The organism is Vibrio sp. THAF64 (assembly GCF_009363455.1).
Taxonomy (GTDB): domain Bacteria; phylum Pseudomonadota; class Gammaproteobacteria; order Enterobacterales; family Vibrionaceae; genus Vibrio; species Vibrio coralliilyticus.
In genome coordinates this window covers 454,955-467,018 of record NZ_CP045356.1, presented here as the reverse complement: position 1 = coordinate 467,018, position 12,064 = coordinate 454,955, and the positions used below count along the sequence as shown (strand labels likewise).

Annotated in this window: 12 protein-coding genes; 8 read left to right on the top strand and 4 right to left on the bottom strand. The window is 44.8% G+C overall.

The annotated features are described in order from the left end of the window. The first annotated feature begins 326 nt into the window (after positions 1-326). From FIU99_RS18680 to FIU99_RS27695, 5 genes are all read left to right on the top strand, one after another. Positions 327-1,016, top strand: a complete 690-nt coding sequence (locus FIU99_RS18680) for a response regulator (RefSeq protein WP_099608525.1) — start codon at positions 327-329, stop codon at positions 1,014-1,016. Between the two features lie 2 nt (positions 1,017-1,018). Further along, a complete protein-coding gene (gene creC, locus FIU99_RS18675) occupies positions 1,019-2,458 on the top strand; it encodes a two-component system sensor histidine kinase CreC (protein WP_099608524.1) in 1,440 nt (479 codons plus the stop codon). A gap of 73 nt (positions 2,459-2,531) precedes the next feature. Next, positions 2,532-3,881, top strand: a complete 1,350-nt coding sequence (creD, locus tag FIU99_RS18670; protein WP_152472452.1) for a cell envelope integrity protein CreD — start codon at positions 2,532-2,534, stop codon at positions 3,879-3,881. After that, a complete protein-coding gene (locus tag FIU99_RS18665) occupies positions 3,874-4,356 on the top strand; it encodes a DUF2809 domain-containing protein (RefSeq protein WP_251768449.1) in 483 nt (160 codons plus the stop codon). The genes creD and FIU99_RS18665 overlap by 8 nt, the downstream gene beginning before the upstream one ends. Next, on the top strand, positions 4,343-4,465 hold the full coding sequence (locus FIU99_RS27695; protein ID WP_285897074.1) for a hypothetical protein: 123 nt from the start codon (positions 4,343-4,345) through the stop codon (positions 4,463-4,465). The genes FIU99_RS18665 and FIU99_RS27695 overlap by 14 nt, the downstream gene beginning before the upstream one ends. Positions 4,466-4,476: 11 nt before the next feature. Here the strand turns inward: FIU99_RS27695 and FIU99_RS18660 are convergent, their stop codons facing one another. Together FIU99_RS18660 and FIU99_RS18655 are read right to left on the bottom strand one after the other, a co-directional pair. Then, complete coding sequence (locus FIU99_RS18660) at positions 4,477-4,866, bottom strand: VOC family protein (RefSeq protein WP_152472451.1); 390 nt, start codon at positions 4,864-4,866, stop codon at positions 4,477-4,479. 10 nt (positions 4,867-4,876) lie between these two features. Further along, entirely contained in the window at positions 4,877-5,803 is a 927-nt protein-coding gene (locus tag FIU99_RS18655; RefSeq protein WP_152472450.1) for a LysR family transcriptional regulator, read from the bottom strand. A gap of 345 nt (positions 5,804-6,148) precedes the next feature. Between FIU99_RS18655 and FIU99_RS18650 the strand changes: the two genes are divergently transcribed. Then, positions 6,149-6,961 (top strand): helix-turn-helix domain-containing protein, encoded by an 813-nt coding sequence (locus FIU99_RS18650; RefSeq protein ID WP_152472449.1) that lies wholly within the window; start codon positions 6,149-6,151, stop codon positions 6,959-6,961. Here the strand turns inward: FIU99_RS18650 and FIU99_RS18645 are convergent. Both FIU99_RS18645 and FIU99_RS18640 read right to left on the bottom strand, forming a co-directional pair. After that, positions 6,951-8,558: a response regulator gene (locus FIU99_RS18645; protein ID WP_152472448.1), complete on the bottom strand. Its 1,608-nt coding sequence runs from the start codon at positions 8,556-8,558 to the stop codon at positions 6,951-6,953. The genes FIU99_RS18650 and FIU99_RS18645 overlap by 11 nt on opposite strands. Further along, a complete protein-coding gene (locus FIU99_RS18640) occupies positions 8,555-9,289 on the bottom strand; it encodes an EAL domain-containing protein (RefSeq protein ID WP_006960703.1) in 735 nt (244 codons plus the stop codon). Before FIU99_RS18640 ends, FIU99_RS18645 begins: the two co-directional genes overlap by 4 nt. A 315-nt stretch (positions 9,290-9,604) precedes the next feature. Here FIU99_RS18640 and FIU99_RS18635 point away from each other — a divergent pair, with 315 nt between their 5' ends. Next, positions 9,605-10,801: a glycine C-acetyltransferase gene (locus FIU99_RS18635; protein WP_006960704.1), complete on the top strand. Its 1,197-nt coding sequence runs from the start codon at positions 9,605-9,607 to the stop codon at positions 10,799-10,801. After that, entirely contained in the window at positions 10,801-11,832 is a 1,032-nt protein-coding gene (gene tdh, locus FIU99_RS18630; protein WP_006960706.1) for an L-threonine 3-dehydrogenase, read from the top strand. Before FIU99_RS18635 ends, tdh begins: the two co-directional genes overlap by 1 nt. Positions 11,833-12,064: the final 232 nt, after the last annotated feature.

Here is a 12,064-nt window from a genome sequence, read left to right as displayed (position 1 = left end):
ATCCCGCTGGGAGTAGGAAAGTTTGTGGTCTTTGGTGCTCGAAATCTTAATGAGTAAAAGGTATAACGTGGTTCTTGTTTCTCGTTGTCTTATGAGCCGTTCTAGCGGCTTTTCTCATGTTTAAGGAAGTACCTATGTTCATTGTTTATCGTCTTCTAAAACTGGCGGTTATTTGTGCCGTATTTTTCACCATTTACGATTTGATAGAAATGGGCAAAGTAACTTGGCCTATGCGCTTCTTTGGTTTCTAAACTATTCACAATAATGATTGTCTGTAATCATGTATCAGTCATAGTACGGAAACGTAGCTGCGCGGAGTTGAAACATTGAACGACAAAACAACGATCGTCATTATTGAGGATGAACCTGCCATTGCAGACAATTTAATTCATGTTCTCGAAATGGATGGCTATCAGCCGGCGTGGTTTTCAACGGCAGATGAAGGGCTGACGTTCATTAAACAGAGTGAGCCCGCGCTGCTGGTACTTGATGTCGGCTTACCCGATGGCAATGGATTCGAACTCTGCAAAACCATTCGTGAGTTTTCTGATGTACCCATTATTTTCCTGACGGCGAGAAATGACGAAATCGATCGCGTTGTGGGCTTGGAAATTGGCGCCGATGACTATGTCACTAAGCCTTTTAGCCCAAGGGAAATGTTGGCGCGAATCAAGCTGCGCATCAAATCACGCCCGACGACAACCCAATCTCCGAATGAACAAGAGATTGATGGTGGCCTAAAGGCAGATAACTTTGATTACAGCGTTGATGGCCAGCCACTGGGTTTGACCGCTGTCGAATTTAAGATCCTAAGCAAACTCATTGCCGTATCCAGCTGTGTTTTAAGTCGTGAGCAATTGATGCTCGCCGCTGACATGACACCGCATGCATCTTACGAGCGTAATATCGATTCTCACATTAAAGCGATACGCAACAAGCTAAAACCTTTCTCTATGGCTGAGCGCATATGCACCAAGCGCGGCTTTGGTTACTACTACGATAAAGCGGGTGAGTAACGATGCCATGGCCTAAGATTCCACTCGGATTGAGACTGTTTTTTCTGTACTTTGTTCTTGTCGGTATGACGGCCTACACCGTGAGTACTACTGTGATTCAGGAGCTTAAGCCGACGGTTCGCCAAACGACTGAAGAAACCTTGGTGGATATGGCCAATCTCTTGGCTGTGCTTGCAGAAGAGGACGTGGCGAATGGCCAGATTTCAGAGAGTCGATTCTCTAAACTGCTTACTGCGTATGGCTTAAGGGAACCAGAAGCACGTATCTGGGAAATCGGTAAAAAAGCGATCAATCATCGTATTTACATCACAGACAAAAGTGGGATTGTGATTGCGGACTCATGGCAACAAGATGTCGGAGAGGATTATTCGAGATGGAATGATGTTTATCTGACGCTGCGCGGCCAATACGGCGCGCGAAGCACTGCTGAAGACCCAGATGATCCTCTATCAACGGTGATGCATGTCGCGGCCCCCATCTATCACAAAGGTGAAATCATTGGCAGCGTGACAGTGGCAAAGTCCAACCGTTCGGTTCAGCCATTTATTGACCTCTCAAAGCGAAATGTCTTGTTCTGGATGGTTTGGATGAGTGGCCTCGTGTTGCTGGCCGGCGCTTTATTCGCTTGGCGCATTCACTCTGCTCTGAATAAGTTGGAAAACTACGCGGTGAAAATGGGTCAGGGTGAGAAAGTCACCAAGCCAACATTTCGTGTGTTTTATGAATACGGCACCTTGAGTGATGCGCTAGAAAACATGCGTAATCAACTCGATGGCAAGCAGTATGTCGAAGAGTATGTGCAAACCTTAACCCATGAACTCAAAAGCCCGCTGTCGGCGATTAAAGGCGCCAGCGAAATATTGCAGATGCCTCTACCAGATGAGAAAGTGACACGTTTTGCCACAAACATAGAACGTGAAAGTGACCGGATGCAGTCTTTGATCGATAAGCTGCTGGAGTTGGCTCGACTAGAGAAGCAACCACACTTAGACAAGCAGGAGTCAATCAACATCAAGGTTATGCTCGACGAGATCGTATCGGCTTCAGATGCACGGCTTAATGCCAAAGGAGTGACATATGAAACGGCTATTAGCTCTAGCTTTGAGCTTGTAGGCGATAGCTTTATGTTCCAGCAGGCATTGTTTAATCTCATGGACAACGCATTGGATTTCGTTGACGATAGCGGTTCGATTCGTTGGCACTATTCACAGTCAGATGAACAAGTTGCTTTGTCGATATTTAATACTGGCTCCCATATTCCTGATTACGCATTGCCGAGACTCACAGAACGCTTCTACTCGCTTGCACGCCAAAATGGCGTGAAAAGCACCGGGCTTGGGCTCAATTTTGTTGAGCAGGTCGTCAAGCTACACAAAGGTTCGCTACTGATTGAGAACGTAGAACAAGGCGTCAAAGTGACCTTGAGCTTTCCTTCTCCATAAAAACTCCATAAACGCTCCATCTTTTCTCCAACTTGCTGTTTTACAGTTAAAACATCAGTTAAGGAGAAGAAAAATGAAGAAAATCCTCAATAATCAACTCGGCATGAAGTTTGGCTTTGTGCTGTTTTTGTTTGTCTTGCTACAAATTCCAGTATCTATGGTCAGTGGCCTTGTTTCTGAGCGTTCATATCGCCAACAAGAAGTTAGAGATGAGATTGCACGCAGCAGCAGTGGTGAACAGCGCATTATTGGCCCGTTTATCGCGATTGATTTCACGGAAACTGTTCGTCGTGAAGACAGAACTTACAACGTTGAGCGTCAAGCTTACATTTTGCCAAACACTTTTGATATGTCTGCTCATCTGGAAAGTTTCGAGAAATATCGTGGTATCTACAAAGCTCGCTTGTACAAAGCGCAAAGTGCGCTCAAAGGATCCTTTGATCTGTCAGCATTGCACGAGTTTGAGCGATATAAGATCGAACAAATTAAAATGGTGGTTGGCGTAAAAGACAGCCGTGGACTAGTGAAATTGGATCAAATGAAGCTGGGAGGCGAGGCGTTTGACGTTGTGCCGGGAACCGGTATCAAGCAACTAGCTCAAGGGTTTCATACTCAGCTAAATGTAGCGCATTTAGACCTTTCTAAGCCCCTCGATTTTGATCTTAACTTCTTATTGCAGGGGATGGGAAAGCTTCAGGTAACACCTATCGGGAAAACCACAACCGTGGAATTGTCTTCAGAGTGGCCGCATCCGAGCTTCATCGGTGATTACCTGCCGATAGAATCAACCGTGTCTGAATCTGGGTTCAGCGCACAATGGGAGAGCAATAACTTTTCATCCAATATCACGCAGCTGTTTAAAAACTGCATGGAAGAAGAATCGTCGTGCTATGAGTTGGAACAGCGTCAAATGGGTGTTGACCTGATTGATCCGGTCGATCATTACCTCAAGTCGCATCGTGCTATTAACTACTCGCTTCTTGTCATTACACTCGTGTTTGCCAGCTTCTTTTTGCTCGAATTGTTTCAGGCTCGCCCTGTCCATCCTGTTCAATACGGTTTTGTGGGTCTCGCTCTGGCGCTGTTCTATCTATTGCTGATTTCACTCAGTGAACACACTGGGTTTAACTGGGCCTATGTTATCTCAGTATTGGCTTCTACCAGTCTCCTGAGTGTTTATGTGGCTGGTATGCTGGACAATAACAAGCACGGTACAGTATTTGGTGTGAGTTTATTGTGCCTATACGGATTACTCTTCGGGCTACTTCAGGCTGAAAGCTACGCACTCCTGATGGGGACGTTATTGTGCTTTGTGATTCTCAGTTTCGTGATGGTGATAACCAGAAACGTAGATTGGTATGAACGCAGTAAAAAAGCCGTAGAGAGAGCGAACGATGAGCACCAGGGCAGCACAGATGCGTAACACAAAGTCGCATGAAATGAGTCAGAGCCGTAATCGCGGCTCTTCTAACCTCAATATACGTTTCTCTAAACACTATGCTCTGGTGAGTTTGATGATGTTTGTCGTGCTGGTTTTTATTGCTGGCTATGTTCGGGATAGTTTCATCAGGCCGACGTTTGGGGATGTCCTAGTTGTGGTGTGGCTCTACTACACCATAGCGTCGGTGATTCGAATTAATCCTAAGGTTTTGGCAATGCTGGTGGTTGGGATTGCAACCTTGGTTGAGCTTAGTCAGTACTTTCAGTTGGCACAGTGGCTGGGTATTGAGCCTTCTTCACTGCTTTATGTTGTGCTGGGGGCAACTTTTGATTGGAAGGACTCAGTGGCGTATGGCGTGGGAGGTGCTCTTTGTGTGGTTTTGGAAAGCGGATTGTTCCGCCGAGATGGCGCTCTATCAGCTGACGTGAAACGAGGGCAAGTTGATGAACCATCCTAAACCGCGCCGGATCGTCAAAAAGCGAGTTCGGCGCAGCTTGCTTGAGAAAGTGTTTATCTGGTCTCGTAAGCAAGGGCATCGTGAGTGGGTTGTCGCCAATCCTCAATGACTACCACCCTATTAAGTTTGTGCCTGATAAATCTCCAGTGGCAAGCCGTCTGGGTCTTGGAAAAACGTAAAGGCTTTTCCGGTGAATTCATCAATGCGCACAGGCTCCACCTCAATCCCTTTGCTTTCGAGATAGCTTTTGACGTCTTCAACACTATCGACTTCAAAGGCGAGATGGCGAAGGCCTTGCGCTTCTGGGAAACTTGGCCTTTCTGGAGCGCCGGGAAAGCTGAACAGTTCAATTTGCGATCTATCTGGGAGCTCTAAATCGAGCTTGTAAGAACTTCTCGCCTCTCGGTAGTTTTCGGCTAGGATTTTTAACCCCAATACTTGGGTATAAAACTGCTTAGATACTGGGTAATCAGAGCAAATAATCGCAACGTGATGAATTTTATTAAACATAGGGTTCTCGTTATTTGCTGGCGAGTTTATCGCCTAATACTTGACTGATGTAATCAATAAAGACACGTAGGCGAGCGGGCATGTATTTGGTTTGCGGGTACTGCATAGCGACTGCGCCATGGTAGTTACTTTTGATCGTCCAAGCTGAAAGAACGGGTACAACTTGTTTCTTTTCGATGGCTTCTGCGATGACAAAATCATGGAAGATGCCAATACCGAGCGCATTTTTGACACCAGTGAGACGCATTTGTGAGTGGTTCACCGCATAGCGACCTGAGACCGTCATCGAATGGAATTCGTCGTCTTTAAAGAAGTCCCAAACATTATCTCGCTCAGTTTCGGCCAAATACAGGCAGTCATGATGTTGCAGATCAGTTGGGTGGGAAGGCATACCACGTTTATCTATGTATTCAGGGCTGGCACAAAGGACAAGGTTCGTTTTTCCAACTTCTTTAAGCACTAAGTTTTCATCAGGTTTGTCAGTAAGTTTGAACGCGACATCGATCCCGTCTCTGAGTAGATCGATCTCGCCATCAGCGACACGTAGCTTCAGCTGAATGTCTGGATATTGCTGCAAAAACGGAACGACAAAAGGCTGTAAAACGGAGTTGAGGAAAGCTTCTGGTGCTGCAATGGTAAGAGAGCCTGTCGCTTGTTTGTGATCGGTTGTTGATAGCTCCCAAGCTTGCTGGGCGGCGTTTACCATCACAATTGCCTGATCATAAACTTGCTGCCCAGTGGGCGTGATAACGAGTTTTCGTGTCGTGCGCTCAAACAGCTTTACGGACAGGGCTGACTCAAGCCGAGTGATCAATTTACTCAGTGCGGAAGGAGTTACATCGAGCTTTTTTGCGGCAGCAGTAAAGCTACCCTCATCAACGATCAAAATGAAGGATGCAAGATCTGGGAGCAAAGCGATAAGTTTTGAATTAACCAAATTGAAACCGTGATATGTCTTTAAATTGAGAATTAAATCGGTTGTTAATGAATTGTTGAATCGATAAGGTGGCGAAATGTTAAACAGCAAGAGGTACTCAAAATGCAAGAACCAGGCTTTCTTCTTGACTTGGGCTCAATGATGCAAGATATCTTGCTGGCCGCGTTCGCTGTCGTATTGCTCACCATAGTCACCTTAGTGTTAGAAAAGTAACACGCGCATTCTTTTATGTCACCAAAACAGGCGGATAGGTTAGATGAACCAGCGCCTGTTTTGTGTTTCTGCGATGTCTCCAATGCATTTCCAGTATAAACTACACTAAAAATAAATTTCGGTAAGTTGGCGATGAATAAAGAAAATTTCAGCGAGTCTTTGAAGGAGCTACGAGAAGAGCGACAACTCTCTCAAGAAGAACTAGCAGATGTGCTTTCCAACTCACATCGCGCCTTTTCTGGTGTCAATCAGGTGATGATCAGTCAGTGGGAAAGAGGGAAAACCACGCCGAGCTTCGTCCGTCGCGTCGGTTTAGCGAGTTTCTTTCAAGTTGAGTACGATTTTTCCGTTGAAGAAATGTCTCAGGTAAAGTCGGCAACGAAACTGATGAATCGCCCCTTCAATTCAGACGTTGCCTATGACTACGAGATTACTCAGGTTGATACGTATAACTTTTCCTCTTTACCGGAAAAAGAACTGGCGTTGATACGCTCCATGCACGCAAAACTTTATGGTTTTGATTTTCTTGATACGACTCAGCGGTTTGGGTTTTCTCGGGAGGGTATCGTCGTGATTTGTTTCCGAAGTGAAGGGTTGTTGGTTGGGCACTTTGCTTACACGACAGAGGCCAATATGTTCCTCAGCTTGGGCGCTTCTAGCATTATTATTCGCCGGCAAATCTTCGATTACTTATCAAAGAATCTGGAAGATACGTTTGTCAGTTTCCCGACTATAGATCCTGCAATGAGCCAGTTTTTGTATGACTTGTATTTCGAACCTTGCTGCCATCAGCACGGTTTTATCTTTTATCGTGCTGACATTAAGAAAGTCATTGAGAATCCTTTCTCTCAAACGATACAAAACAGACACGATGTCTACTTTAAGTACATTCGCTACCATGACTTGAAGCAAAAGAAGAAAAGTGTTGAGTTCCTTATAGGTTGATCTTAATTAATTCATACTCTGATCTTAATCTCATCAGATCCGATGTAAGACCCAGCGATTCGTAGCTGTCTTTGAGAAAAGCAATACTCGACTCAATATGGGAAATGATCTCTTTGGTTCTTTTCACTTTCCGTCGTTTCACTATGTCGGAGAGCTGAGATATGAATCCTTCATGATACCGAGTATTTAAAGGCGATGAGTGAGTCATTGACACCAATGCCGAGAGGTCGTCATCTCGATTGGTATCGTAATACAATTCCCTTTTGTCACTCATTTGAACTAATTGGCCAAGAATTTTTGAGGTTAAAATGGCCAGATAATCTTTCTCTATGAAACTCATCCTTTGCTGATAAAGCTTTTGGAGCTTCGAATATAAGCCTAATTGATAACAAGCAAGAGCCAAAAGTATCAGCACTAGATTATCTTTTGCATATAGCGCCTTATCAAAAAAGGCATCAATCCGTTGACCAGTCAGAAATAAGCTCTTCCTGTCGTAGTGTTTGAGAATATATACAAACAAAAAATAGAGCTGATGTTGCGATTCTTTGCTTGGCGCTATTTTGTTTAGATCATTGACTTCCAAGACTTTGTTTTTATTTTCAAAAGTACTACTTAGAGAGACGAGCCCCTGTAGGAATACAAGCAGACGCTTATCTAACAACGGGTTGGTTTTGTTACTGCGTATTAAATGACCAAGTGAATCTAAAGTTGCATCGTAGTCTAGTGCTAGCAGGTGTACGAGAGCGGCTTTAACGGACTTCTCATGGTCGTCATTCACTTTAGAGTAATGTGATAACAGATACTGGTAATCGTCACCTTCAAGCTGACTTTCATTTAATACCCAATGGACTCTGGGGTGGTCTTTGAGCGTCGTTGTGGTGTAAAGAATATCACTGATTTTTTGACTATCGTTTTGCAGGCTATAAAGCTCAATTAAGAGGACTGAAGGCCACTCCTGTTGAGCTCCAATAAATGGTTGGCAAAGCTCAACAGCTTCTTCAAAGCGGTCCAATTTAATGAGTGATAGGCAACGAAGGCGAAGCATGTCGTTAGCGACATTCGAGGGTAGGCATTCGTCTTGTGTTAGTTCCAGCACATCATGATAACGCTTTTGAAAGTAGGCATTTTTAAGCGATTTTAGCCGCAATGCTTTCTCCGTAATCTGCCCAAACTTAGATAGAAATTGATTGTGGTTGAAGGGCTTAGCAATGAATCCGTCAGGCAAAAATGCATCGATTTGACGAACTGTATCAATGTCTGTCGCGTTGTCAGTAATGATCAATGCGGTCAAGTGAGCGCGAACCTGCTCTTTCTCAAGGTATCGAAAGAATTCACGGCCTTGAGGTTGGCTCTTAAAATTGAATGAACAAATAATGACGTCAAAGTATGAACCTGAATCTTTGCTCTCTCTTAGGTATTTCGCTGCAAGTTTGGTGTCGGAGGCATGAGTAATGCTTTTGTCATCGACCTTTAGTTGCATCAACATCTTTTTGATGCTTTGCGCAAATAGAGTGCTTTCATCAACCACTAAAACTCGAAACTGAGCGATAACATTTTGGTGCTGCAGTGGCACTGGGTTTGATGCTCGAATTATCATGCTGCAATCTGCCTTAGTTCGTGGATTCGTACCGGTTTTGAGAAATGAAAGCCCTGATAGGTATCAAACCCCAGATTGCGAATGTAAATTCGAGTGTCAGAATCTTCCACACCCTCCGCCACAGAGGTGATGCCAAAGTCACGGCAAAATTGAAGAATGTTTTTGATGAGTGCCGCACTGCGCATCTCATTATTGTTGATAATGGAACGGTCGAACTTTATTTCATCGATGTTCAGACTTAGCACTTTATTGAAGTTTGAATAGCCAGCGCCAAAGTCGTCGATAGAGATTTTAATCCCCATGTTCTGGAATGCTTTCACTTGTGGCGAAACTTGCTCATCCAACTCTTCACTCTCACTCAGTTCAAAGGTCAGGCGTGCAGCCGGGATTGAATACTCCCAAAGTAGCTCTCGGACGCGCTCGATGTTTTCTGGGTTGATGAGCACCTGATGGCTGATATTGATCGCTAAGCCAATATTGGCACCAATGCCTTTCACGTCTTTCAGAGATTGCTCCAAGACGATGAAAAATATCGCTTCTTCATAACCAAGCTCAAAAGCTCTCTCAATGAAGTGCGAAGGCAGATAGATGCCTTGGCCCGGAATGTCGAGCCTGAACAGTGCTTCCACGCCTTGGATCTTTTCGAAGCTCGGTTCCACTTTTGGTTGATAAACGCATGTATGCCAACCGTTCGAAAAAGCGTCACGGATTAGCTGATCAGATAAGGTCATGTGCAATGCTCGTTAGTTAAAAGTTAAGGGCGGGCATTGTGAGGGCTTGTGATTTAGGGCTCCATATCGTTTTCAGATAGAAATTTTCTATTTGATATGAAGCGCGAAATTTCATCACACAAAACATGGATTGTGATTGCTATCATAAAAATTCTTTATTTGTGCCTGGAATTCACTAATGTTTTTCCATCTGGTGGGATAATGAAAATAGCGTGCTTGAATTACACTTAGGGCAACTTTTGACGCCTTCGAATTTGAAAACGAAGGTGATGAATAAGCAATGTGCTTAACATAATAACTAGGAAGGAATTTGAAATGTCTTCTGCATTCTACGAACAGATCAAACAACAGATTGAAGAAGTAAAGGCTGAAGGTCTTTACAAGTCAGAGCGCGTTATCACTTCTCAACAGCAAGCGGCTGTGAAAATTTCTACAGGCGAAGAAGTGCTTAACTTCTGTGCTAACAACTACCTTGGTCTTGCTAACCACCCAGAGCTAATTGAAGCGGGTAAAGCAGGCATGGATAAGCACGGCTTTGGTATGGCGTCTGTTCGTTTCATTTGTGGTACTCAAGATATCCACAAAGAGCTGGAGCAAAAGCTTTCTACGTTCCTTGGTAAAGAAGACACAATCCTATACACCTCTTGTTTTGACGCTAACGCTGGTTTGTTCGAAACGATTCTGGGTAAAGAAGACGCGATCATCTCTGACGCGCTTAACCACGCTTCAATCATCGATGGTGTTCGCCTATGTAAAGCAATGCGCTTCCGTTACTCAAACAACAACATGGAAGAGCTTGAGCAGCAGCTAATCGCAGCTAAAGAAGCGGGCGCTCGTAACATCCTTATCGTTACAGACGGCGTATTCTCAATGGACGGCGTAGTAGCTAACCTGCCAGCTATCTGTGACCTTGCTGACAAGTACGGCGCACTGACTATGGTCGATGACTCTCACGCGGTGGGTTTCATGGGCAAAACAGGCGCAGGTACTCACGAGTACCACGATGTGGTTGACCGTATCGACATCATCACAGGCACGCTAGGTAAAGCTATGGGCGGCGCTTCAGGTGGCTATACTTCAGGTAAAGCAGAAGTGATTGACTGGCTACGTCAGCGTTCTCGTCCATATCTGTTCTCAAACTCGGTAGCACCAGCCATCGTTAATGCTTCTATCCGAGTTCTTGATCTTCTAGAGCAAAGTGGTGACCTACGTGACCGTCTATGGGAAAACGCAGCACATTTCCGCACTCGTATGGAAGCCGCTGGTTTCACTATGGGTGGCGCTGACCACGCGATCATTCCAATCATGCTTGGCGATGCGAAAGTTGCGGCTGAGTTCGCAGAGCGTGCCCTAGAAAAAGGCATTTACGTTATTGGCTTCTCTTTCCCAGTAGTACCAAAAGGCCAAGCACGTATTCGTACACAAATGTCTGCGGCACACTCGCGTGAGCAACTTGATCGCGCCATCGACGCCTTCATCGAAGTGGGTCGTGACATGGAGATCATTAAGTAATGAAAATTAAAGCGCTATCTAAGCTAAAGCCTGAAGAAGGCATCTGGATGACTGAGGTTGAAAAACCGAAAGTTGGCCATAACGACATTCTGATCAAAATTAAGAAAACTGCGATTTGTGGTACAGACGTTCATATCTACAACTGGGATGAGTGGTCTCAGAACACGATTCCTGTTCCTATGGTTGTTGGTCATGAATACGTGGGTGAAGTGGTTGCTATTGGTCAGGAAGTTCGCGGATTCGAAATCGGTGACCGTGTCTCTGGCGAAGGCCACATCACTTGTGGTCACTGTCGTAACTGTCGCGGCGGCCGCACTCACCTATGCCGTAATACCATTGGTGTGGGTGTAAACCGTGAAGGTGCATTCGCTGAATATCTAGTGATTCCAGCGTTCAATGCATTCAAAATCCCTGAAGGCATCTCAGACGATCTAGCGTCAATCTTTGACCCGTTCGGCAATGCTGTACATACGGCGCTGTCTTTCGACCTTGTGGGTGAAGACGTACTGATCACAGGCGCTGGCCCAATCGGTATCATGGCGGCGGCAGTTGCTAAGCACGTAGGTGCTCGTCATGTTGTGATTACAGACGTGAATGAATACCGTCTTGAACTTGCGCGTAAAATGGGTGTGACGCGCGCAGTCAACGTTGCGGAAGAAAAGCTTGAAGACGTAATGGAAGAGCTGGGCATGACGGAAGGCTTTGATGTGGGCCTTGAAATGTCAGGTGTTCAGGCGGCATTTAGCACCATGCTGAAGACAATGAACCACGGTGGCCGAATTGCACTGCTGGGTATTCCGCCATCAGACATGGGTATCGACTGGAACCAAGTGATCTTCAAAGGTCTGGTGATTAAAGGTATCTACGGCCGTGAGATGTTCGAAACTTGGTACAAGATGGCATCATTGATTCAATCGGGCTTGGATTTGACACCAATCATCACTCACCACTTCAAGGTTGACGATTTCCAAAAAGGCTTTGACGCAATGCGCAGCGGCCAATCAGGTAAAGTGATTCTTGACTGGGAATAATGGAATCTAGATTACTGAATAGTAAAAGGCGACAGGTTAACCTGTCGCCTTTTTTGTTATTTGAGTCACCTAATACTTCTTAGCCAATGTTCAAGCTATATCAGTGAACTGTCTGGTTAGATAATGAGCATATAGCGGGAAGGGTTTAAATTAAATAAATGATAATAAAAACAATAGCTGTCACTAATAATTATTTAAATCAATAATATCAAGGAATATTATATTGAATGTC

Bases quoted from the DNA above. Each gene is read 5' to 3' on its own strand.
- creC (WP_099608524.1), top strand. From the start codon at position 1,019: ATGCCATGGCCTAAGATTCCACTCGGATTGAGACTGTTTTTTCTGTAC.
- creD (WP_152472452.1), top strand. From the start codon at position 2,532: ATGAAGAAAATCCTCAATAATCAACTCGGCATGAAGTTTGGCTTTGTG.
- FIU99_RS18665 (WP_251768449.1), top strand. From the start codon at position 3,874: ATGCGTAACACAAAGTCGCATGAAATGAGTCAGAGCCGTAATCGCGGC.
- FIU99_RS27695 (WP_285897074.1), top strand. From the start codon at position 4,343: ATGAACCATCCTAAACCGCGCCGGATCGTCAAAAAGCGAGTTCGGCGC.
- FIU99_RS18660 (WP_152472451.1), bottom strand. From the start codon at position 4,866: ATGTTTAATAAAATTCATCACGTTGCGATTATTTGCTCTGATTACCCA.
- FIU99_RS18650 (WP_152472449.1), top strand. From the start codon at position 6,149: ATGAATAAAGAAAATTTCAGCGAGTCTTTGAAGGAGCTACGAGAAGAG.
- FIU99_RS18645 (WP_152472448.1), bottom strand. From the start codon at position 8,558: ATGATAATTCGAGCATCAAACCCAGTGCCACTGCAGCACCAAAATGTT.
- FIU99_RS18640 (WP_006960703.1), bottom strand. From the start codon at position 9,289: ATGACCTTATCTGATCAGCTAATCCGTGACGCTTTTTCGAACGGTTGG.
- FIU99_RS18635 (WP_006960704.1), top strand. From the start codon at position 9,605: ATGTCTTCTGCATTCTACGAACAGATCAAACAACAGATTGAAGAAGTA.
- tdh (WP_006960706.1), top strand. From the start codon at position 10,801: ATGAAAATTAAAGCGCTATCTAAGCTAAAGCCTGAAGAAGGCATCTGG.